Here is a 21918-nt window from a genome sequence, read left to right as displayed (position 1 = left end):
ATAATAAATTTATTTTTTAATTTTATAATCCCAATTCATCTTGTCTCTTACGAAGTTTTGTAATTATATGATCTTCATCTAAATTAACCATGTCGTAAGTAATCAATGTGTCTTTTGGTATATCAACTTTTGCAGTTGTTTTTTCTGTTATGATTGGCATTGGCAACAAATTATTCTCCATTTGATGTTTGTGAGATGTAATTTTACCGAAACAATCGTGTCCACCAATACCTTCGATTGTTTGCCCTTTTTTGATATCTCTTTTTGCAACTGTAATTGTATCGGAAACTTGTCCGTATTTTGGATAAATTGTCGGTTCTTTTTCTACAATTGCATCATAAATTGTAAGAGGAGTTTCCAAACTTGTCAAATGATATGGTCTGTACAAAGTATAGTTAGGTCCTTTACCCATTGACAAATATTCCATTAAATCGTGAACTTCGTTAGTATCGTGAGTTACAATTGCAAAAACTCCAGGCGCAACCCCAAATGCAAAATCAACTATATTGTAATTATTTAAAATTCCGCCTTGTTCTTTTAATTTAAATTCGTCTGCGATATCGTGAATATTTGTTGTAATTCCATGACAACCCAAAACATCCGGAGTAAATCCCAGCGCATTTGCCACAGCATTAAGTTCGATCATAGTATTAGTTCCATCTACAAATGATGTCAACATTTTTGGAACCAATCCTTTTGACAAAGCTTCTTCTCTCAAAATATCTTCATTAGTATAATTATCCAATGGATTATTCTTGCCTTTACCTACAGCTAATAATTTAAATCCCAGCCCAAGTGCAAAATCCGACAATTGAATTATAGCTCCTGGCTCATCTCCTGCAGATCCTGTGTATACAACACCTTTTTTCTTCGCCATTTCGTTTAAGATAGGTCCCACAACAGCATCACATTCTACATTTAATAAAATAGTATGCTTTTCGTGTTCAATACTTTCTACTGCAAGTTGTGTTCCAAATGGAGGATTTCCTGTCGCATCGATTATTCCATCAATCATATCTAATTTGTAACTCAAAGTATAATCATCACTTACTACAAAAGAATTATTTTTAATAGCATTTTCTGCAACTTTCAAATCAGTTGTTTTGATAATATCCACATCTTTTACACCTGCTTTTCTCAAAGCATTCACGCACTTGTCGACGTGTCTGTCTATAATAACGGAAGGTCTCATTCCTTTGATTCTACTCAACTGACTCACAAGACCAGATCCCATTTTGCCACAACCAACCAAACCTACTCTAACTTTTTGACCGTGGTTATCTAAGTCAATAAGTTTTCTTTGCATTTTATTCATTTAGTTCTCCTTTTTAATTATAGACATCGCACAAGAATACGCCGACGAAAAAGCCCATTGAAGATTATATCCACCACAATCCCCGTCGACATCCATAATTTCACCAATAATATACAGATTTTTAATTTTTTTTGATTCCATAGTAGAAGGATTGATTTCATCTGTGTCAACTCCTCCGCAAGTTATCTGACCAGAATCTTCATCCTTGTATCCACTAACACTAAATTCCAAATTTTTAAGAGTGTGTGCTAATTTGTAGATTTCTTCCTTACTAAGTTCACACACATTAATATCGTATTCGATATTCGCTTGATTCAAAACTTCTTCAATCAAATTGTCGTTAATCAAACCGACCAACAGCTCATTTATTTTCTTATAATAATTTAAAGATATTATGTAGATTAAATGCTCATACAATTTGTTTTCATCCAAATCTACAGTGTCAATTCTTATTTTGACATCTAATCCCTTGTTTTTAGCTCTGATTGCTTCTCCTGATAATTGCAAAATAGTTGGCCCACTAATTCCATAATCAGTGAACAAAACATCATGATAAAATTCGAAAACTTCCTTCTCATCTACAACTAACTTTGCATTAGCTTTGAATTTGGTGCCGCTCATTTTCTTGAAACTATCTCCATTAAGTCTCAATTGCACAATTCCTGGATGAGTTTTCACGATATTGTGTCCCAATTTCTCCATCAGAATGTATCCATTACCATCGGAGCCACTTTTTTTGTAAGCCTTCGATCCACAAGCTATTATCAAATAATCAAACTTATATAATGAACCGTTGGATTTTACTTCAAATACATCTCCGTTTTTTCTAACGTCATCAACAAAACTATCGAAAATAAATTCTACTTCGAGATGATTTGCCAAGCACATCATTTGCTTCACTATTGATGAAGCTTGCAAACTTTTTGGAAAAATTTTTCCATTTTCAAGCTCAACTTCAGGAATTCCCATATCATTGAAAAATTCTATAACATCGTAATTATCAAACTTTTTAATAGCACTTATTGTGAATTTTGGATTTTCGCCATGATAATTCTTATACGATACATTTCTGTTAGTAAAATTGCACCTACCATTACCAGTTGCATAAATTTTCTTCAAAGCATTGGCGTTTCTTTCAATAACGGTCGTGTCTATGTAATTTTGTTTTAAAATTAATGCCGCAAAAACCCCACTAGCTCCTGCTCCAATAATTCCTACTCTCATATTCCCCTCAATTCCCTAAATCGTAATAAATTTGTAACTTATTAAGTTTAATTCTATGATATTATAATGATAAGAATAAATGGTTGTTCATCCTCCTAATATGAACTTGCCAATGTTATTTAAGTAGCAAATCTATCCCAAAGATTTGCTACTTTTTTTATTACGATATTTATTCTATCACAAATCATGTGAATTTTTAAAAATGACGATTAATTGTAATAATTTTTGATTTTGACAAACAAAAAGCTCCCACAAATGTGAGAGCAAAATTTCTATTGTTCAAAATTTTATTGGAATTTTTCATCCAAGAATTTTATAATATCCATTGATTCATACATTGGTTTGCCATCAATAAAAAGACAAGGTACTTGGTCTTGTCCACCTTTTTCAATAAGGTATTTTTCATTAGCTTCGTCAGCTTTGATGTCTACTAATTCAACATCCTTAATTCCTTTTTTTTCTATAAATCTTAAAACTTTCTTGCAGAATGGGCAAGTTTCTTTGTAATACAATTTTAAATCCATAATAATCTCCTTTTCGTTAAATTCTTTGATAAAATATATATACCCGAACGAAAAATATATAAACATGAACAAAAGGAGTTTTTATGATAACTTATAAAGTAGATGTGTACATACCAGAAGACTACATAGATTTGTTAATAAGAAAACTAGGCGATGAGAAAATTATAACCATAGGAAATTACGATTATTGTTATACAACATCGAAAGTAAAAGGTCATTTTATGCCCAATGATTTAGCAAATAATTTTTCTGGCGAAAAAAATATTATCAACCAAGTTGACGAAATCAAATTAGAATTTCGCACAACAGAAAATAATATCAAAAAATGTATACAAATTATCGAAAATATTCACCCATATGAAGAATGCGTGTATTATATTTTCGAAATAAAAAATTTTAAATAATAATAGGAGATGCAATGGGAAAAATTAAAACTATTTGTGGAATTTGTCCATGTCAATGCCATGTAGAATGCGACATGGACGCTAGAAGGATAAAATCCATCAAAAAATCAGATGAAAAACCTTCCGCTCTTTGTTTAAGAGGATTGTATTCAGACGAAATATTAAACTCAGAAGACAGATTGACTGATCCTTTGATCAGAACTGGTGAGAAGGGAACACTAGAATTCAAAAAAGCTTCATGGGATGAAGCGATGGAACTTATTAAAGAAAAATGTTCTAAAATAATCGAACAATATGGCGCAAAATCAATTGCAAGCCATTTTGGTAGAGGTGCATTTGATACAACTACGAACGATTTTATTTCAATTCAAATGCCTAACAGTGATAACGGAGGATTTTTGTCTCCAATTGGAAGTCCGAACAACGGATCAGTTGGCTCATTATGTTTTGTATCGTTTGGCATATTTGCTCCTCAAACAGTTTTTGGATTAAGTGCACCAAATCTAGTTTGCGATTTGCAAAACACTGAAATGCTTTGTGTGTGGGGTGCCAATCCTAAAACAGATTCCCCTCCATTTTTCTACAATAATATGGTAAAAAGAAAAAATGAAGGAATGAAAATCATAGCCGTTGACCATTATAATTCAGATATTATCGAATATGCTGATTACAAATACATCGTCAATAGCGGAACTGATATGGTGCTAATCCTCGGAATACTAAATTACTTAAAAGATAAACTCGACCAAGATTTTATCGAAAAACACACTTACGGATACGATGAATTCAAAGAATATTTTAAACAATTTGATTTGGAAAAAACATCAGAAATCACAGGACTTGAAGTTGATAAGATAAAAGAGTTGGCAAACTTACTCTTTGACAACACAGTTGCTCTTAAATCATACACAGGACTCGAATATTCACATTGCGGAGTTCAAACAATACGTTCAATGTATATTTTATGGAGCTTATTGGGAAACTTAGATGTCAAGGGCGGACTTTTGATTAATAAGAACAAGCCAATTAAGAGGGTACAAAACCCACCAAACAACGCACAAAATATCGAAAAAATCGGTTCAAAAGAATTCCCTCTTTTTGATAAATTAATCGGTCAACCACAATTTACGAAACTTCCACAAGCAATATTAGAATCCGATCCTTATCCAATAAAAGGTCTAATTAATTTGGGCTCATGTATGTCTGTAAATTATCCTAACAGTCAACTTTATAGAGAAGCGTTAAAAAGTTTGGATTTCTTCGTAACTTGCGACAGATTTATGACTGAAGATGCATACTTTGCAGATGTCATCCTCCCTGCTACAACTTATTACGAAGAAGACCGCTACGCAATATATCCCGACCACATCGAAATCACAGAAAAATTAGTCGAACCTTTGGGCAATTCTCTTCCAAATATTTTTATTTTGAAAAAAATTGCAGATGCATTAGGATTTGGTGAATATTATCCAGAAAATTTCGATGAATTATTAGATAAATCTTTTTATCACACACCAGAAATTTTAAAAGAATTGAAGGAAAATGGTGTATATCATTTCGACAAAAAACCTGAAGTGTCTTATGAAAAATACGATTCATTTAATACAGAAACCGGGAAAATCGAAATCCACTCAAAACTTTTAGAAAAGTATGGATTTTCACCTATTCCTGTTTATGAAGACGGATTTGAAAATGAGCAAGAAAAATCAGATAAATTATCCAAATATCCATTTACTATGAACACAGGCGCAAGAATTCATACGACATTTAGAACACAACACTTAAACATCGATGGATTATTGAAACACCAAGAATATCCACAAGTTATAATGAATGAAGATGATGCGAAAGAATTGGGAATAGAAAATATGGATTTAGTTGAAGTCTACAATGATAGAGCAAGTGTAATCCTTCAAGCAGTTACTAATAATATGTCAAACCGTCACGATTTGGAAATAAATGTCGGCGGTGGTTCATTCAGCCAAGATGACAATTGGAAAGATGCGAACATTAATATGTTAATTGACAACGAAATCTTCGATCCAATTTCAGGATTTCCAGTTTTCAAAAGACAACATTGCAATATAAGAAAAGTAAAATAAAAACAAAAACCTTCTGCGGCTCGAATTTGAGCTACAGAAGGTATTTTTTTAGAAAAATTTCAAACAAACAAATGCTGTTAGAACTGCTAATATAATTGTTAGACCAACATTTTCTTTCAAATAAGCTATAATAATCGCTACGATTGAAGCTACAATTGTAGGAATTAACATTTCACTTGAAGCTGTCAGAATTCCTCTTATTACCATAATACTTAATGATGTATATGGTATTATGTTTAAAAATTCAGCGGTTTGTCTAGAAAGTTGTTTTCCTTTTAAATATTTAAGAGGTATTATCTTAGGAACAGCTGTAACTAAGCTACATAATAAAATTAAAATTATATTATACATTTTGACCTCTTTTCATAATTACTTTCAATCCGATGTATGATGATAATAAAATTGCTAAGATTATATCCCATCCAGATGGTATAAATTTCAAATAAAAAATAATTGCATAAGTTACAACGCCTATCAAACTAACTACCAAACCATTGGAACTTTTCTTAATAGATGGTACTACAAGTGCGATAAACATCGCAGTAAGTCCTACTTCTAATGATGTTTGGACTGATTTTGGCATTAATTGTCCTATCAAATATCCAACCGGCGTAAATATTCCCCAAGCCAAATAAGGTCCTAATTCTACGGCCAACGCAAATTCTGTGTTGAGCTTTTCTTTATTAAAACTCATTACCGAAAATGCTTCATCTGTCAACATAAATCCTATTACAGGAAGTGCTTTCGGATTTATTTTTTGTGTATGAATCCCCAAAGAAGTCGACATTATGAACAATCTCAAATTTAATAAAAATACCGACAACACGATGGAAAACATACCTACTCCAGCACCCATTAATTCAACTGCCATGAATTGTGCTGCTCCAGAATAGAAAACAAAAGAAAACAAAGTCGAATCCAACATGCTAATGTTTTGACCTTTGCACAACAAACCAAAAGCCATCGCTATAGGAATATATCCCAACATAATTGGAGACGAAAATTTGATTGCTTCTTTAATTCTATTTGAATCCATTAAATTTTCCTCCATTCCATTTTTATTACAAACATTTAAACGTAAGAAATCATAATCTACAAGATTTGCAGATTATGATTATTTTATTTCTCTTCTATCCAAAATAGCTTTGTACAAGCTCATTTCGTCATAATATTCCAAATTAGCTCCCAATGGTACTCCCATCGCAATTCTGGAAACTTTTACGTTATATTCTTCATTTTTAAGAACTTCTATTATGAAGTTAGTTGTCAAATCTCCGTTAGTTGTTGGTGATAATGCTAGGATAACTTCCTTTACATAATCTTTTTTACATCTCAAAAACAAATTTTCCAAATTCAAATCCTGCGGAGCAATATTATCTCTTGGAGATAATAATCCTCCTAATACGTGATATTTCCCATTGTATTCGCCAGTTTTTTCAATTGATATTACATTCATTGAATCTTCAACTACGGTTATGACACTGTTATCTCTTTTTTGATTGGAACAAATATCACACAATTTTTTATCAGTAAGATTTCCACAATTAGCACACGGTCTAATATTAGTCTTCACATTTACAATACTTTCTACAAGCTCGTCGACTTTCTTAGGATCCATATCTATAATTCTATAAGCTAACCTTTTCGCACTTTTTCTGCCAATAGTTGGCAAATTGGACAAGTTTTTAATCAATTCGTCCATTGCTTTAGGGTATAGTGACAAAATTATCCCCCCTTATTTAGAATCCTGGAATATTAATTCCTCCAGTGATTTTACCAAGTTCAGACTCACTCATGTCCAATACTTTTTTGATAGCGTCATTAACAGCTACCATAACCATATCTTGAAGCATTTCAACATCGCCATCTTTTACCAAATCTTCATCTATTTTAATAGAAACTATTTCTTTTTTTCCGTTTGCTACAACTTCAATAGCTCCGCCACCACTAGTTGCAGTAACTTCAGTTTCTTCTAATCTTTTTTGAGTTTCTTCCATTTGTCTTTGCATTTTTTGCATTTGTTTCATCATGTTACCCATATTTCCCATACCAGGCATTCCGCCTCTAAATTTATTTCCCATAATTCCTCCTATTTTTCGATTATTTGGACATTTTCTCCAAACAAATTTTGTAATTTTTTAACATTTTCATTTGCTTTTTTCTCTGCTTCATCATCAATTTGTAAATCTAAAACCTTGAAATCGTAATGAGGTTTTAGTAATTGTTCGATAACTTTTTTGTGAGGAAGCAAAGTGTACATATACAACTGGTTAGTTTTCAAAATCAACTTATCATTATCCAAACTAGCTTTAATATCATTAGCTAGTTCTTTTGGAATTTTATCGAAGTCTCTTAAAACTTCTCTTAGTTTTACAAATGAATCCTCATTTTCGACAATTTCGTCTTCATCCGTGTCGTCGATTTTTTCATCAGTCTTTATTATATCATTTTTATTGGATAATTCATCTGATTTTTCTGCTTTTTCTGAAGATTTTTGTGAAATTTCTATGTTTTTATCGATTTTTTCATCAAATTCGACTAATTTTTGTGAAGAATTGATTTTTATCCCATTTTGTTCAATATTTTTGAGCTTATCTTCCAAAGTATTCACTCTGGCAATCAAATCATCGTAATCAATGTAATCTATTAGGCGCATTACCAAAATTTCAAGAAGAGCTTTTTGATTGTCTGCCTGTTTAAGTTTTTTCTGATGCTCTATGATAATCGACATACTTTCGACTATTTGCCTATTCGTAATCAATTCAGATTGCGCATTATACTCAACATTGTATTGAGTGTTGTTCTGTCTGATATTGTCAAGGCCATTTTTTGATAGCAACAAGTTTCTAAAATGATTTAACAATTCACCCATAACATTTTCTACAGGCTTGTTGTGTGATATTGTATACAAATTATCCAAAACTTCTGTTGCATCTTTTTTTATGATGCTATTTACAAGCTTGAAAATTCCTGTATTGTCAACAATACCGAGTATATCATTTATATCTTGTTTTGTTATATTTTCTTTTTCAATGCTTAAGACTTGATCTAAAATAGATAATGCATCTCTCATTGCACCATCAGCTTTGTTTGCAATAAGTTCAATCGCATCATCGTCCATTTTTCTGTTCAAATCATTCAGAATATATTTGATATTGTCTGAAATATCCTTAGCATTAATCATCTTGAACTCATAGCGTTGACATCTTGATAAAATTGTTTGAGGAATTTTATCGATTTCGGTCGTAGCTAATATGAACACCAAATGTTTTGGTGGCTCTTCCATGATTTTAAGTAAAGCGTTAAATCCTTCATTAGTAATCATGTGTGCTTCGTCTATAATATAAACTTTGTACTTTAATTTTGTAGGTGGATAAATTACTTTATCTCGCAGTTCTCTAATATCGTCAATTCTTCTGTTACTAGCAGCATCCATTTCTACGATATCTAATGTGGATTCTTCCAAAGAACTCATACAATTCTCACATTTATTGCAAGGATTTCCATCTTGTAAATTCAAACAGTTGATAGCTCTTGCAAAGATTTTCGCACAACTAGTTTTACCTGTTCCTCTTGAACCAGAAAAAATATACGCGTGAGAAATATTTTTCGTTTCGATTTGATTTTTTAAAATATCAGTTATATGTTTTTGACCGTAAACTTTATCAAAAGTATCTGGTCTATATTTTCTGTAAATAGCTTGCATAAATACCTCGTTTCATTTTTCAAACTACGAGTAATTTTTTGAAATTTTTCATTCAAAAATATCCTAAATCTTTTAATATTATATCATATTTGATATTTCTTGAATTCATAGTAAAATAGTATTAGAAATTTTATTTTTAAAATTTTTGAAGGGGGATTTAATGATGAAAAATATTGACCCATTTTTATTGACAATGTTAGGGTTAATAGTTCCTGGTCTTCTAACCGGAGTAGGAGCAATCCCTGTTTTTTTCACAAGAAACGTAAGTCAAGGTAAGTTAGATGTATTTTTAGGGGCAGCTGCAGGTGTCATGCTTTCTGCAACTTGTTTTTCTCTGATTTTACCTAGTATTGAAGAAAACGGTGGAGGCTTTAGAGGGGTTATAATCTCTTCACTAGGAATTTTAGCGGGAGCTGTGTTTTTGGATATAATCGACAAATACTCTCCGCATGAGCATTTATTAGACAAAAGAGTTGAAGGAAATCCTTCAGATTCTTTGAAAAAAATATGGTTGTTTGTAATTGCGATTACAATTCACAATTTCCCAGAAGGTATGGCAACTGGAGTTGGCTTTGGTGGAGATTCAGTGGCAAACGGGCTTCCAATCGCAATAGGAATTGGCCTACAAAATATGCCTGAAGGTTTGGCTGTTGCTTTGTCTTTGGTTAGAGAAAATTACACAGTCAAAAAAGCATTCTTAATTGCATTATTTACAGGATTAGTAGAACCAATTGGTGCGTTTTTGGGTTACGGACTTGTAACTTGGTTCTCACCTATTTTAGGATTTATTTTGGCTTTTGCCGGAGGCGCAATGCTTTTTGTAATTAGCGACGAAATCATTCCTGAAACTCACAGCAACGGATATGAACGCCAAGCAACTTATGGAATTGTAATTGGATTTATTATAATGATGATTTTAGATGTTGCTCTTGGCTAAACAAAAAAGCGGCTACTAATTAAAGTAGTCGCTAATTTTTTTGATTATAAAGCTTGAATAGCTGCCATAGTTACATAGTTGTATGGTTGGTTGTAATGTGGCAAGAAGAATATATCAGTTAGAGCTAGTTTGTCGATTGTAACGTGTTCTTGAATTGCCAAGCTGAACATGTGAATCATCATTGAAATATCATATTCACTCATTATTTGACATCCTTTGATTTCGCGTGAATTTTTGTCGTAAACAATTCTGATAGTAACTTCTTTGTTATTTTCTTCCATAAATGGTGGCTTTTGTAAATCTGTGAAATCAGTGTATTCAACTTCCATTCCCAATTTTTCAGCATTTCTAACTGTCAAACCTGTTGATACCATGCACAAATTGTAAATCTTAATTCCGTTTGAACCTTGCACACCGTTTGATTCTAATTTTGTTCCACAAACATTGTGACCAGCTACTATACCACTTCTTACAGCGTTTGTAGCTAATGCAACGTATTCAAATTTTCCTGTTGCGTTGTTGAAAATAACTGTTGAATCTCCAACTGCAAATACATTTTCATCAGAAGTTTGTTGATGTTTGTCAGTGATTATTGCTTTTTTATCGTTTAATTTCAAATGATCTTGTGCAAGTGAACTGTTTGGTTTGAAACCAATTGACATTATTACCATGTCACAATCATATTCACCTTTATCAGTTATAACCTTATTTACTTTTCCATCAGTTCCTTCTAATTTTACAACTTCTTCATTAAATACTAAATTTACACCGTGATCTCTTAGGTTATCTTCCATTTTTTTGCAGAATTTATCATCGTAATAGCCTCTTAACACTGTATCACCATGTTCAATTAATGTAGATTCTTTTCCTAATCTCTTGAAAGCTTCTGCAAGTTCTGTTCCTATGTAGCCAGCTCCTACTACTACAACTTTTTTGATTTCTTCGTGATTTATCTTGTCGATGACTGATTGTGCATCTTGGAAAATTTTAACTTTTTGAACATTTTCCAAATCCATTCCTTCTATGTCTGGTAAAATTGGTTGAGATCCTGTAGCTAATACCAATTTGTCGTAAGATTCTTGAATTTCTTTTCCGTCTTTGTCCTTTGCATAAACAATTTTTTTGTCGTAGTCAATGTTGTCTACTTTTGTTTCCATGTGAACCTTAGCACCTTTTTGTTCGAAAACTTCTTTGCTACAATAAAATAATTTTTCTGGACCTTTAATTTGTTTTCCAATCCACAATGCCATTCCACAACCTAAGAAAGAAATATTGGAGTTTTGATCAAAAATTACTAATTCTTCATCTTTGTAATTATCCAATATTGTGTTCGCACAAGCTGTACCTGCATGGTTAGCTCCAATTAAAACTATTTTACTCATTATGTTTCCTCCTTTTTTTATTTCCTACTAATGTTGTAGGATTAATAAGTAAAAAAATATTTGTTTGTTATTTAACAAATCTTTACGCTTATAATTATATCAAATTTGTAATCATTTTTCAATAGGCAAACTATTTCTTTTTTTCAAAGTTCATATATAATAGTATTATGGAGGTAGAAAATTGAACAATTTAAAATATTTGAAATTACTTGCAAAAGAATTTCCTACGATTGAACAGGCTGCTAACAAAATAATAAGTTTGACTTCTTTGTCTGTGTTGCCAAAAGGTACAGAGTACTTTTTATCTGATTTACACGGACAATACGATAGTTTCAATAGAATTATTAAAAGTGCTTCTGGTAATACCAGAATTAAAATTGATCTTGAATTCAAAGACAAATTATCTGAATCAAGAAAAAATCAGTTGGCCAATTTAATTTACGATCCTAAAACAATAATCAATATTACAAAGGAAAACGATGAATATACAGAAACATGGATTAGAGATACGATTTTTTATCTGATAAGAATAGCAAAAAGGGTTGCCAGTAAATATTCTAGACAAAAAGTCAGAAATCAAACTCCCTTTTACTACAGAGATTTGATAGATGAAATGCTTAACATTCAATACGAATCTTTGAATAAGAAAGAATATTTTAATCAACTTTTAGATAGCATCATTAAAATAGAAGTTAGTGAAGATTTTATAATAACTTTGTGTGAATTAATTCAAGATTTGAACATTGACTGGCTGCACATTGTCGGAGATATTTTCGACAGAGGAAAAAGACCGGACATTATTATGGATACTCTTATTGCTAAAAAAGATGTGGATATTCAATACGGTAACCACGATGTTACATGGATTGGAGCTTATCTTGGTAGTTATGTGAATGCGTGTAACGTAGTTAGAAATGCAATAAGTTACAATAATTTTCAATCTTTGGAAGATGGTTACGGAATTAATTTGAGATTATTGTCGACATTGGCAGATGAATCATATTACGATGATCCATGTGAAAGATTCAAAGTTAGAATCTTAGATGATAACAAACACTCAGAAACTGATTTGCTTCACGCAGCAAGAATGCACAAGGCTATTTCTATAATTCAATTCAAATTAGAAAACCAACTTTTTAAGAGAAATCCAGAATTTGAACAATTAGACAGATTATATCTTGAACGAATTGATTTTAAAAACGGAATTTACAAGGATGCAAATGGCAAGCCTCATGCGCTCTTGGATATTAAATTCCCTACAATTGATCCTGAAAATCCTCTCGAATTAACACCAAGTGAACAAGAAGTTATCGAATGCATTTCAAAATCATTCAGAACAAGTCACAGATTAAAAGAGCACATGGACTTTTTGTTCTCATATGGTTCAGTGTACAAAATCGCAAACAGCAATTTGCTTTTCCATGGATGTATCCCTATGAATAAGGATGGAAGTTTCGAAGAATTCACATATCAATCCAATACGTACAGTGGTAAATCACTTTTGGATTTCTTCGAAGGAATTATAAATTCAGCGAAAAACATGGATGATAATGACCCAGACAGACAAACAGCGTTGGACTTTTTCTGGTATATGTGGTGTGGCCCAAAATCTCCTATGTTTGGAAAAAGTAAAATATCAACATTTGAAAACTTCTTCATTACTGACAAAGATGTTAGAAAGGAAGTAAGTAATCCTTATTTTAATTTAAGTAAGATGGAAAAATATGCCGACAAAATATTTGAAGAATTCAATATGAATCCTGAAACTTCTCACATAATTAATGGACACGTGCCTGTAAAAAGTATAAATGGAGAAAAACCAGTATCAGCTAATGGAAAAACTTATGTAATAGATGGCGGAATTTCAGAAGCTTACCAAAAGAAAACAGGTATTGCCGGCTATACGTTGACATTTAACTCGCATCACTTAGCAATAGCAAAACACAAGAATTTCAAAGTTATGGAATCAGTTCACGGCGCATACACTCCAGAAGTTACAATAACAGAAGAATTTCCAAAAAGAATGCTCATAAAAGATACAGACGAAGGAGAAGAAATCCTAGAACTTATCGAAGATTTGGAAAGTTTAATTGAAGCGTACAGAAGCGGTACAATTCAGCAAAATTCAAACTAATACCAATTGAAAAAACTAATCTTGGAAAATCCAAGATTAGTTTTTCTTATAATACACCGAATTTATTAAATGGAAAATATCTCAAAAAAGCTCTACCAACTATCGCCTTTTTCTTTATCGGTCCGAATATTCTGCTATCGTTTGATTCTCGAGGGAGTCTGTTATCCCCCAATACAAAATACTCATCTTCTCCTAATTCCCATTTTGTTTCATTTCCTGAAACAAGAGTCGTTTGACTACTTGTATAATTTTCATTCAATTGTTCATTATTAACGTATACTTTATTGTTTTTTAATTCAACAGTATCTCCTGGTAATGCTACAATTCTTTTGATATAGTCACGACCAGATTTATCCGGTGCGTGAAGTTCTATAATATTACCTCGTTTTAATTTGTTCTTAAAAATCCCCATTCTGTTGACGAAAATCCGATCTCCATTCTCAATTGTAGGATTCATGCTATTTCCTTCAACATGAGTTGTACTAATTACAAAATTTCTAAGCAATAATGCCAACACAATGGCAATTCCTATTACAAATAACCACTCAAAAAAAGATTTTGCTTTTTCTGTCATATTTACAATTCCCTTTCTAATATTTACTAATTTGATTATAATACTAATCAGTAAATGTGTAAAGGTTGCTAATTTATTATCGTATTATAAATTATTTGTAAAAATTATGAATTAAAAACTTCTCTGTCTAATTCTCCCTCGCTTGCTGCAACTATAACTGCTGAAGAACCTGCTGCGGTAACATTTGTAGCAGTTCTACCCATATCTGCAAGCATTGATATAGGGCTCATCAATACAACCATTTCAACAGGAAGACCCATTGCTGCGAATACTGCTGTAGTAGTAATTGTTGCAGTTCCTGGAACTCCAACTGTACCCAATGATACTGCCAACGCTACTAATATTAGCATTACGTATTGTCCGAATGAGTAGTGAATTCCCATAACATTAATTGTCAAAATCGCAGATAACACAGGCCAAAATCCTGCACAACCTGGCATACCAACAGTTGAACCGGTTGATGCAACAAATGTTGCTATCTTTTCAGAAACACCTAATTTATCTTTTAAGTTATCAGTATTCGCTGGAATACATCCTACAGAAGATTGTGTAGAGAATGCAATCAATTGAACTGGCCAGAATTTTTTGAAAAATTTGATAGGATTTACCTTTGCAAAAATCGCTAAAAGTGCACCAGTTGTTATATATGAGTGAAAAATTGATGCAACATAAGTCAATATCAGCACAACAATCAAAGGCATCATGCTAGCCATATCTGTCCTACTAACAGCGTTCGCCATCAAAGCTAATACAGCATATGGAGTGAAGTCTATAATCATTCCTGTAAATCTAAAAATTACTGCTGCAGCTGAGTCGATAAAATCTAAAAATGGTTTTGCCCTTTCTCCTTCTCCTCTTTCTTCTAATTGCAATATAGCTAATCCCAAAAGAACTGAGAAAATAATTATAGGAACTACTTTTGCTTCTGCTGCATTTCCTATTACGTTGTTTGGAAAGAAATTCACAAAAGTTTCTGCAAAAGTTGGAACTTCCTTGGCTTTCGCACCTGCAGCTACAGTCAATGAACTTCCTTGTCCAATTTTAAATGCAACCCCTAAAATCAAACCTATAAGTGAACCTAAAACATTGTGTAAACTTAGAATACCAATTGTTTTTGTTCCGATTTTCTTCATTTTTTCTATACTTTCCAAAGAAACTACAGTACTAACAATTGATGTGAATAATAATGGAATTACTATTGCAAATAATAAATTAGCATAAATAGATCCAAATACTTTTACATATTCTGTGTTTCCTTTGAAAATAAATCCTACTATAATACCTAGAATTGCAGCTACAATTGTTCTTGTACCAAAATTCATTTTCTTCTTAGCCATGAACATCAATAAAGCAAACAATACTAAAGTAACTGCTAATGCTACAAATTTCATCTAAACACCCCTTTTTATTTTATAGTTATATATTATAGTATATTGAGCACAATTTTCAAATTTAATTTTAACTTTTGTAAATTTTATTTAATTCACTATGGACATTATTCAGCAATTTTGATTTTTTTTACTAATTTTTTTCGAAACAATTTTTATATCAGAAAATACATTTCCCTAATAATACTAATGAAAATCGTTTGATATTTTGTGAAAATATTATTAAATTTTTATTATCGAATTATATATATAACTTATTTAATTTTTGTAACATTTTCTCGCAAAAAAATCAGAGGCTATTAACCTCTGACCTAAATTCTATTCATACATTTTTAATAAAACATCTTCAGCTTTTATTGGAAGAGTATCAAAGGTGCAACCAAGTGCATTTAATATCGCTCCATTAATCGCTGGTGCAGGTGTGTTCGAAACTATTTCTCCAATTGATTTTGCTCCGAATGGACCTGTCGGTTCATAACTTTCGCAAAAATCAACATGAATATTTCCAATGTCTTTTCTTGAAGGCAAATTATACGAAATAAATGAATGTTCTTTTAATCTTCCTTCATCATCCCACAACGAGTCTTCGTACAATGCATATCCTATAGATTGCCCAATTCCGCCTTCGACTTGAACTGTCGCTAATTTGGTATTCATCACAGTTCCGCAATCGACCACTGCTGCATAATCTTCTACTTTGATTTCTCCTGTTAATTTGTCGATACTTATTTTTGCAAATCCAGCCATATATGGTGGTGGTGATGTTTTTGAATCAAAATTTCCCACGCCGATTAATTGCATACCGTTTGGCCCAGTGGACAAATCTCTCGCCAAATCTTTGATTGCAATTAATTTTTTATCTTGCAAATAAACTGCTTGATCTCTAATTTCTAACCATTCAACAGAAGTTTCAAATTTCATTGCAACACGTTTTTTGATTTTGTTTAACAAATTTTCACACGCACGTACAACTGCACTTCCTGTTATATACACACCACTTGATGCGTAACTTCCTGGATCAAATGGCGTTATATCAGTGTCTGCAATTATTGGAATAATATTGTCCATTCCGCATTGCAACACTTCATTTGCCAAATTCACCATGATTGAATCAGTTCCTTGCCCAACATCTGTAGGACTCATCAACAATGTATAATCACCTTGTTCATTTAATCTAACTTCAACTGTTGAAGTATCAACGTTTTGAATTCCACTTCCTTGTTGTGCAATTGCCATTCCAACTGAAATTATTTTGTCTTTTTCTTCTTTGAAAGGATAATATTTATCCCATTCAATCATTTCTCTTGCCTTTTCAATGCATTCATTTAATTTGCAACTTTTGACATCTATTCCGTAAGCCAGAGTTTTTTCTCCCTCACGAACAGTGTTTTTAAGTCTTAGTTCAACTGGATCCATGTTTAATTCTTTGGCTAATTTGTTTACCATAGATTCTAATGCAAATGTACCTTGAACTGCACCGTAACCACGAAAAGCTCCACCAGGAAGTTTATTTGTGTAAACAACTTGTCCGAAAAATCTAGCAGCCCTCATTCTACTGTACAATGGAAGTGTTTTGTTTCCAACCAAGTTCAAAGTGGTAAATGCGTGATACCCATAAGCTCCTTGATCGGATAACGCATAAATGTCACACGCTTCAATCGTCCCGTCTTTTTTGGCGCCTATTTTAACTTTCACTTTCATTTGGTGACGTGAGTTTGAAGCTTCAAAAGTTTCTTCTCTGTCAAATACAAGAATCGATGGTCGTCCTGTTTTTAAAGTTACAAATCCTGGATAAATTTCTGTGACACTTGTTTGTTTTCCACCGAATCCCCCGCCTACTCTTGGTTTTATAATTCTTATTCTTGAATCACTTATTCCCAAAGCAACGGATAATTGTCTTTTGATGTGAAATGGAACTTGTGTAGATGTAATGCAACACAATCTATCAAATTGATCCATGTAACAATAAGATCTGTATGTTTCCATCATGCAATGCGCTTGTGCCTTTGTTGTAAAAGTATCTTCTAATACGACATCACATTCACTCATTACCTTGTCAACATCTTCTCCCCAAGATTCTTTCTTTTCACCAACTAGATTTCTTTTTGTATCGTAACCAAAAACTTTAGTTGGCCCATTAAAGAATACATCTTCTTCATGTACAACAATTTCGTTGTCTATAGCTTTTGTGTAATCAAGTAATGGTTCTTTAACATCATACTTGATTTTAATTTTCTTCATAGCCTGATTACACACTTTTTCGTTAATTCCAACTACGATTGCCACAGGCTCTCTCATATATCTAATTTCTTTTGACAAAATCGACATATCATAAGGGCTAGGTTCTGGATAAGATTGTCCTGCCAAAGTGAATTTATTGTCGAAAACATCTTCATAAGTGTACACTGCCACAATTCCATCCATCGCTTCTGCTCTTGATTTGTCTATTTCTAATATTTCGCATCTTGCATACGGACTTCTCATCAGCTTAATTATCAACGCATTAGGATCTTTCAAATCTTCTGTATAGACAGGTTTTCCAGTAACTAATGAGCTTGAATCTATTTTTTTGAAATCTTTATTTATCTTCATCATCAATCTCCAAATATTTCTTAATAGCTCTCATTTGAGAAGCATAACCTGTACATCTACATAAATTACCCATCAAATAATCTTCGATTTCTTCATCTGTAGGATTTTTGATAGTTTTCTTCAAACTCAAAACATTCATAATGAACCCCGGTGAACAAAAACCGCATTGTTCCCCACCTTCTTCAGTCAAAAGTTCTCCGAATTTTCTTTGGCTATCTGATATTCCTTCCAAAGTTGTAATCTTTTTTCCTTCACATCTTAACGCCAAAACAGAACAAGAAAGTACTGGAACATCGTCCATCCACACAGTACAAAGACCACAATTTGATGTTGTACAACCACACTTAACCGATTTATAACCCAAATCGCGAAGCACATTGTATAAAGTAGTATCGCAATCAACACTAGCTATATGGTTTTTATTATTAACATTTAATTCTATAATCATTGCAATTCACCTAACGCTTTTCCCAATAATCCAACAAATAAAAGTTTTCTGTATTTTTTCTTCGCTTTATTATTTGACCCTATATATTCATCGATTAATTCCAATGTCTTTTCCCTATCAAATCCATTAGTATTAATCTCATCAGAAACATCTCTCATAATCATTGCTTTTTGAGGTCTCGCTCCAAATACTACCTTATATTTTTCATCGATTTTAGAAATACTTACAATAGCAATTGGAAAATCCTTGCAACAAATTCTTTGAACAATTTGAGTGCAGTGGACATCTCTGTTAGGAATCATAACTTCAACTAATAAGTCCTTCTTTATATCAGAATTCAAAAATTCTTCAACACTCATTACACCATTATTGTACAATCTAACCTTAGCATCTAGTAATAATAAAATAGGCAAAAAATCAGAAAATGCATATCTTGAAAACACACTTGCTCCAACTTGGGCAGTGTTTCTTAGTTGAGTTGACACAATTCTTTTCAAAGATTTAGGAATAATTCCATCGCAAAATTCTTTTAAGAAATCATTGTATTCCAAATCTCTGTATGTAGTAGTTGCTCCGATTTTTATTTCATCGTCTTCAACATTTATGTAATTTAAATCCAATTTTGACAAATCAATCCCAACATTGTAAGAACGACAGCCTGCTTTAAGAAAATGACATCCACCCAAAATTTTATTCATTTTTGATTTCATCAATAACTCATAAGCTTCATCCAATGTTTCTGGACTTTTGAAATCTCTTAATGTAAACATAACCACTCCTTAATTTTAATCAGTCTATATTATATCACAAAAATAGTCGGCTATCTTTTGACAACCGACTAGCACATGTTATTCCAATCCTTTTAAAAATTTTTCTGCTAATTTGTGATAAGTGAAGTTTTCTTCAATGGCTTTTCTACCATTTTTGCCCATTTGGTTTAATGTTTCTTCATCTAAATTCACAAACTTTTTTATTCCTTTTTTCAATTCTTCCAAGTTTTCAGACTCAACATTTATCCCACAATTATAATCTACAATATAATTATTAGGAGCATTAATTGCATAGATAATTGGCTTTGCGCCCATCATTGAGTCAAATAATTTGTTCATACATACTCCGTATCTGAACATATCATTATCCATCGCAGCAACATAAGTCGCATCAATGTAATTGAACAAATCTGGAATTGATGTCTTAGGAATAGAATCCAAGAAATAAATACTATCTTCGTATTTGGAGTATTTTTCCATCAATTCTTTCTTGTAAATTCCACCACCTATGAACACTGCTGCCACGTTTTCATTGTCAATAGCAGCTTTTGCCAAATTATCTAAACAATATGATTTTGTGTGACTTCCAAAAAAGCATATAACTTTCTTGCCTTCACTGTGGATTTTGTCGAAAATTTTGACATAATCTTCTGGAATTTTATCGTATTTTTCCCATTCAGATTCCACTATACCATTAGAAACGTGGAAAAATTTTTCAGCCTTCATTCCATGCTTAATCAAATAGTCCTTTGCTGCTGGAAGCAATGAGCACACATAATCCGAGTTCTTGCAAAAAGAATTCTCTCCTATTTGCATCATCACTACAAACGGATGATATTTTGGCATATTCCCCACTTCTATCAATGTTATTGGCCACATATCGTGAATTTCATGTACCAATTTGATATCCTTCTTGATTTTTTTCATCTTTTGACCAGCAAATGTATCCAATGGATAAGTTGAAGAAGTTATTACAACATCAGGATTTTCATTTCCGATAATTTCTTTAGCATTTTTTTTGAGTGTAGACACGAATCTGAACATACTCATAGCTCTTTTTACGCCATTTCCATCGTATTCTCCAGTTTTTATCCACACGTATTTTATCCCGTCGATAATTTCTGTTTGAAAATCTTCTGTAACTTCAGGATTTTTTCTTCTCAAATGGGAATAATCTCCAGCGATTATTGTCACATTATGACCCATTTTTACCCATTCATTAGCCAAATAATATGTTCTAAACTCCATCCCCATTTCTGGAGAACCAGCGTAATGGTTAATATATAAAATATTCATTAATTTTCCTCTGATTGATTAAAGTAATTTTTGATACATTCAATAATTTTTCTGCTAGAATGGCCATCACCAAAAGGATAATCGTAATTTTCAAAATCAACTTTTTCATTTAATAATTTCAAAATCTCGTCCTTGTTTGGTTTAGATAATTGATTTCTCTTTTCAGTCATAGTTTCTGGCCACACAATATGATCAAAAATAGTCACACATTGTTTTCTCGCAAAGTAAGCTTCTCTTTGTAATCCACCAGAATCAGTCACAATTTTCTTCGCGTGATTAACCAAGTACACACTCATCATGTATCCCACTGGTTTGCAAAAAATTATATTTGTATATTTGTGTTTTTTAGAAAGCTCTTGTACCATTTTTTGGTTTCTAGGATGAACTGGATATATACATTTTTCGTCCAATTCTTCCATAGCAGCAAGTATTTCTGACAAAGGCTTTATAGATGCAGTATTTTCTGCTCTATGACAAGTTAAGTAGTAAAAACTTTCTGGAAGATCTACTTCTTCTCCATCCAAATCAATCATTTTTTCAGGAATTTCATCGCCAACTTGATTAGAATATTCCAAGAAAGCATCGTACATTGGATCTCCAACTAAAGTCGCTCGATCTTCCAATCCTTCTTTTTTCAAAAAATCAAGCGCAGATTCAGTACAACAGCATAAAACTTTAGAAGAATGATCAGTCATAATTCTGTTTACTTCTTCTGGATTATCAAGTGTACCCAATCTATTACCAGCCTCAACATGGCAAATCGGAATATGAAGCTTCACAGCTGACAATGCTCCTGCCAATGTGGAATTCGTATCTCCGTATAATAAAACCATGTCTGGTTGTTCTTTAATCAATATTTTTTCGATTTCAATTAACATTTTACCAGTCATTTCGCCGTGGGTTCCCCCAGAAATTCCAAGATTATAATCTGGATAAGGAATATTCATTTCTTCAAAGAAAACTTCGGACATATTATAGTCAAAATGTTGACCAGTATGTATCATTACTTCATCATAATTTTTCCTTAACTCTTTTGATACCATGGCCGCTTTTATAAATTGTGGCCTAGCACCAACTACCGTAACAATTTTCAATTTTTTCTCCTATTTTTATTTTTATATT

At 32.2% G+C, this 21918-nt stretch carries 20 protein-coding genes; 4 read left to right on the top strand and 16 right to left on the bottom strand.

Translation table 11 applies throughout. The features are described from left to right. Positions 1 to 22: 22 nt before the first annotated feature. From GKF99_RS07315 to GKF99_RS07305, 3 genes are all read right to left on the bottom strand, one after another. Entirely contained in the window at positions 23 to 1315 is a 1293-nt protein-coding gene (locus GKF99_RS07315; protein ID WP_154273026.1) for an NAD(P)-dependent oxidoreductase, read from the bottom strand. Next, a complete protein-coding gene (locus GKF99_RS07310) occupies positions 1316 to 2539 on the bottom strand; it encodes an NAD(P)/FAD-dependent oxidoreductase (RefSeq protein ID WP_094224523.1) in 1224 nt (407 codons plus the stop codon). 287 nt (positions 2540 to 2826) lie between these two features. Further along, positions 2827 to 3063 (bottom strand): glutathione S-transferase N-terminal domain-containing protein, encoded by a 237-nt coding sequence (locus GKF99_RS07305; protein ID WP_035109230.1) that lies wholly within the window; start codon positions 3061 to 3063, stop codon positions 2827 to 2829. A gap of 83 nt (positions 3064 to 3146) precedes the next feature. On the opposite strand from GKF99_RS07305, the gene GKF99_RS07300 reads away from it, so the two are divergent. Both GKF99_RS07300 and GKF99_RS07295 read left to right on the top strand, forming a co-directional pair. Beyond that, complete coding sequence (locus GKF99_RS07300; protein ID WP_094206955.1) at positions 3147 to 3467, top strand: hypothetical protein; 321 nt, start codon at positions 3147 to 3149, stop codon at positions 3465 to 3467. A 14-nt stretch (positions 3468 to 3481) separates the two neighbouring features. After that, entirely contained in the window at positions 3482 to 5569 is a 2088-nt protein-coding gene (locus GKF99_RS07295) for a molybdopterin-dependent oxidoreductase (protein WP_154273025.1), read from the top strand. A 48-nt stretch (positions 5570 to 5617) separates the two neighbouring features. Here GKF99_RS07295 and GKF99_RS07290 read toward each other — a convergent pair whose 3' ends face one another. The 5 genes from GKF99_RS07290 to dnaX form a co-directional block, all read right to left on the bottom strand. Beyond that, a complete protein-coding gene (locus tag GKF99_RS07290; protein ID WP_002838595.1) occupies positions 5618 to 5920 on the bottom strand; it encodes an AzlD domain-containing protein in 303 nt (100 codons plus the stop codon). Further along, the gene (locus GKF99_RS07285; protein ID WP_094206952.1) at positions 5913 to 6605 is read right to left on the bottom strand and encodes an AzlC family ABC transporter permease; all 693 of its coding nucleotides are present in this window, start codon (positions 6603 to 6605) and stop codon (positions 5913 to 5915) included. Before GKF99_RS07285 ends, GKF99_RS07290 begins: the two co-directional genes overlap by 8 nt. Before the next feature lie 78 nt (positions 6606 to 6683). Next, complete coding sequence (gene recR / locus GKF99_RS07280; protein WP_094208426.1) at positions 6684 to 7292, bottom strand: recombination mediator RecR; 609 nt, start codon at positions 7290 to 7292, stop codon at positions 6684 to 6686. 16 nt (positions 7293 to 7308) lie between these two features. Then, a complete protein-coding gene (locus GKF99_RS07275) occupies positions 7309 to 7650 on the bottom strand; it encodes a YbaB/EbfC family nucleoid-associated protein (protein ID WP_002838638.1) in 342 nt (113 codons plus the stop codon). Positions 7651 to 7658: 8 nt separating this feature from the next. Further along, positions 7659 to 9275 (bottom strand): DNA polymerase III subunit gamma/tau, encoded by a 1617-nt coding sequence (dnaX, locus tag GKF99_RS07270; RefSeq protein ID WP_154273024.1) that lies wholly within the window; start codon positions 9273 to 9275, stop codon positions 7659 to 7661. Positions 9276 to 9435: 160 nt separating this feature from the next. Between dnaX and GKF99_RS07265 the strand changes: the two genes are divergently transcribed. After that, positions 9436 to 10212: a ZIP family metal transporter gene (locus tag GKF99_RS07265; protein ID WP_094206949.1), complete on the top strand. Its 777-nt coding sequence runs from the start codon at positions 9436 to 9438 to the stop codon at positions 10210 to 10212. A 44-nt stretch (positions 10213 to 10256) separates the two neighbouring features. Here the strand turns inward: GKF99_RS07265 and GKF99_RS07260 are convergent, their stop codons facing one another. Continuing rightward, entirely contained in the window at positions 10257 to 11594 is a 1338-nt protein-coding gene (locus GKF99_RS07260) for an FAD-dependent oxidoreductase (protein WP_154273023.1), read from the bottom strand. Positions 11595 to 11775: 181 nt separating this feature from the next. Here GKF99_RS07260 and GKF99_RS07255 point away from each other — a divergent pair, with 181 nt between their 5' ends. Then, positions 11776 to 13728, top strand: coding sequence for a fructose-1,6-bisphosphatase (locus GKF99_RS07255; RefSeq protein WP_154273022.1), 1953 nt, complete (start codon positions 11776 to 11778; stop codon positions 13726 to 13728). Positions 13729 to 13774: 46 nt separating this feature from the next. On the opposite strand, the gene lepB is transcribed toward GKF99_RS07255, so the two are convergent. From lepB to wecB, 7 genes are all read right to left on the bottom strand, one after another. Continuing rightward, a complete protein-coding gene (lepB, locus tag GKF99_RS07250; protein WP_002835354.1) occupies positions 13775 to 14302 on the bottom strand; it encodes a signal peptidase I in 528 nt (175 codons plus the stop codon). A gap of 104 nt (positions 14303 to 14406) precedes the next feature. Further along, positions 14407 to 15693 carry a dicarboxylate/amino acid:cation symporter gene (locus GKF99_RS07245; RefSeq protein WP_154273021.1) on the bottom strand — a complete coding sequence of 429 codons (1287 nt, stop codon included), beginning with the start codon at positions 15691 to 15693 and terminating at the stop codon, positions 14407 to 14409. Positions 15694 to 16008: 315 nt separating this feature from the next. Further along, positions 16009 to 18282 (bottom strand): molybdopterin cofactor-binding domain-containing protein, encoded by a 2274-nt coding sequence (locus tag GKF99_RS07240; RefSeq protein WP_241673588.1) that lies wholly within the window; start codon positions 18280 to 18282, stop codon positions 16009 to 16011. Continuing rightward, positions 18269 to 18730 carry a 2Fe-2S iron-sulfur cluster-binding protein gene (locus GKF99_RS07235; RefSeq protein ID WP_094205448.1) on the bottom strand — a complete coding sequence of 154 codons (462 nt, stop codon included), beginning with the start codon at positions 18728 to 18730 and terminating at the stop codon, positions 18269 to 18271. The genes GKF99_RS07240 and GKF99_RS07235 overlap by 14 nt, the downstream gene beginning before the upstream one ends. Further along, a complete protein-coding gene (locus tag GKF99_RS07230; protein ID WP_154273019.1) occupies positions 18727 to 19500 on the bottom strand; it encodes an FAD binding domain-containing protein in 774 nt (257 codons plus the stop codon). Before GKF99_RS07230 ends, GKF99_RS07235 begins: the two co-directional genes overlap by 4 nt. 78 nt (positions 19501 to 19578) lie before the next feature. Then, on the bottom strand, positions 19579 to 20796 hold the full coding sequence (locus tag GKF99_RS07225) for a glycosyltransferase family 4 protein (RefSeq protein ID WP_154273018.1): 1218 nt from the start codon (positions 20794 to 20796) through the stop codon (positions 19579 to 19581). Further along, on the bottom strand, positions 20796 to 21890 hold the full coding sequence (gene wecB, locus GKF99_RS07220; RefSeq protein ID WP_154273017.1) for a UDP-N-acetylglucosamine 2-epimerase (non-hydrolyzing): 1095 nt from the start codon (positions 21888 to 21890) through the stop codon (positions 20796 to 20798). The genes GKF99_RS07225 and wecB overlap by 1 nt, the downstream gene beginning before the upstream one ends. Positions 21891 to 21918: the final 28 nt, after the last annotated feature.

It is taken from the genome of Finegoldia sp. BIOML-A2, from assembly GCF_009678315.1.
GTDB lineage: Bacteria > Bacillota > Clostridia > Tissierellales > Peptoniphilaceae > Finegoldia > Finegoldia magna.
Note: the sequence above shows the minus strand (reverse complement) of the source record. Positions and strands in the feature narration are given on the sequence as shown.

Coding starts and splice junctions, on each gene's coding strand:
- GKF99_RS07285 (WP_094206952.1), bottom strand. CDS start 6,605: ATGGATTCAAATAGAATTAAAGAAGCAATCAAATTTTCGTCTCCAATT.
- GKF99_RS07275 (WP_002838638.1), bottom strand. CDS start 7,650: ATGGGAAATAAATTTAGAGGCGGAATGCCTGGTATGGGAAATATGGGT.
- GKF99_RS07230 (WP_154273019.1), bottom strand. CDS start 19,500: ATGTTTACATTAAGAGATTTCAAAAGTCCAGAAACATTGGATGAAGCT.
- GKF99_RS07290 (WP_002838595.1), bottom strand. CDS start 5,920: ATGTATAATATAATTTTAATTTTATTATGTAGCTTAGTTACAGCTGTT.
- GKF99_RS07240 (WP_241673588.1), bottom strand. CDS start 18,282: ATGAAGATAAATAAAGATTTCAAAAAAATAGATTCAAGCTCATTAGTT.
- GKF99_RS07235 (WP_094205448.1), bottom strand. CDS start 18,730: ATGATTATAGAATTAAATGTTAATAATAAAAACCATATAGCTAGTGTT.
- GKF99_RS07260 (WP_154273023.1), bottom strand. CDS start 11,594: ATGAGTAAAATAGTTTTAATTGGAGCTAACCATGCAGGTACAGCTTGT.
- GKF99_RS07265 (WP_094206949.1), top strand. CDS start 9,436: ATGATGAAAAATATTGACCCATTTTTATTGACAATGTTAGGGTTAATA.
- GKF99_RS07300 (WP_094206955.1), top strand. CDS start 3,147: ATGATAACTTATAAAGTAGATGTGTACATACCAGAAGACTACATAGAT.
- GKF99_RS07245 (WP_154273021.1), bottom strand. CDS start 15,693: ATGAAATTTGTAGCATTAGCAGTTACTTTAGTATTGTTTGCTTTATTG.
- dnaX (WP_154273024.1), bottom strand. CDS start 9,275: ATGCAAGCTATTTACAGAAAATATAGACCAGATACTTTTGATAAAGTT.
- GKF99_RS07315 (WP_154273026.1), bottom strand. CDS start 1,315: ATGAATAAAATGCAAAGAAAACTTATTGACTTAGATAACCACGGTCAA.
- GKF99_RS07305 (WP_035109230.1), bottom strand. CDS start 3,063: ATGGATTTAAAATTGTATTACAAAGAAACTTGCCCATTCTGCAAGAAA.
- GKF99_RS07225 (WP_154273018.1), bottom strand. CDS start 20,796: ATGAATATTTTATATATTAACCATTACGCTGGTTCTCCAGAAATGGGG.
- lepB (WP_002835354.1), bottom strand. CDS start 14,302: ATGACAGAAAAAGCAAAATCTTTTTTTGAGTGGTTATTTGTAATAGGA.
- GKF99_RS07310 (WP_094224523.1), bottom strand. CDS start 2,539: ATGAGAGTAGGAATTATTGGAGCAGGAGCTAGTGGGGTTTTTGCGGCA.
- GKF99_RS07295 (WP_154273025.1), top strand. CDS start 3,482: ATGGGAAAAATTAAAACTATTTGTGGAATTTGTCCATGTCAATGCCAT.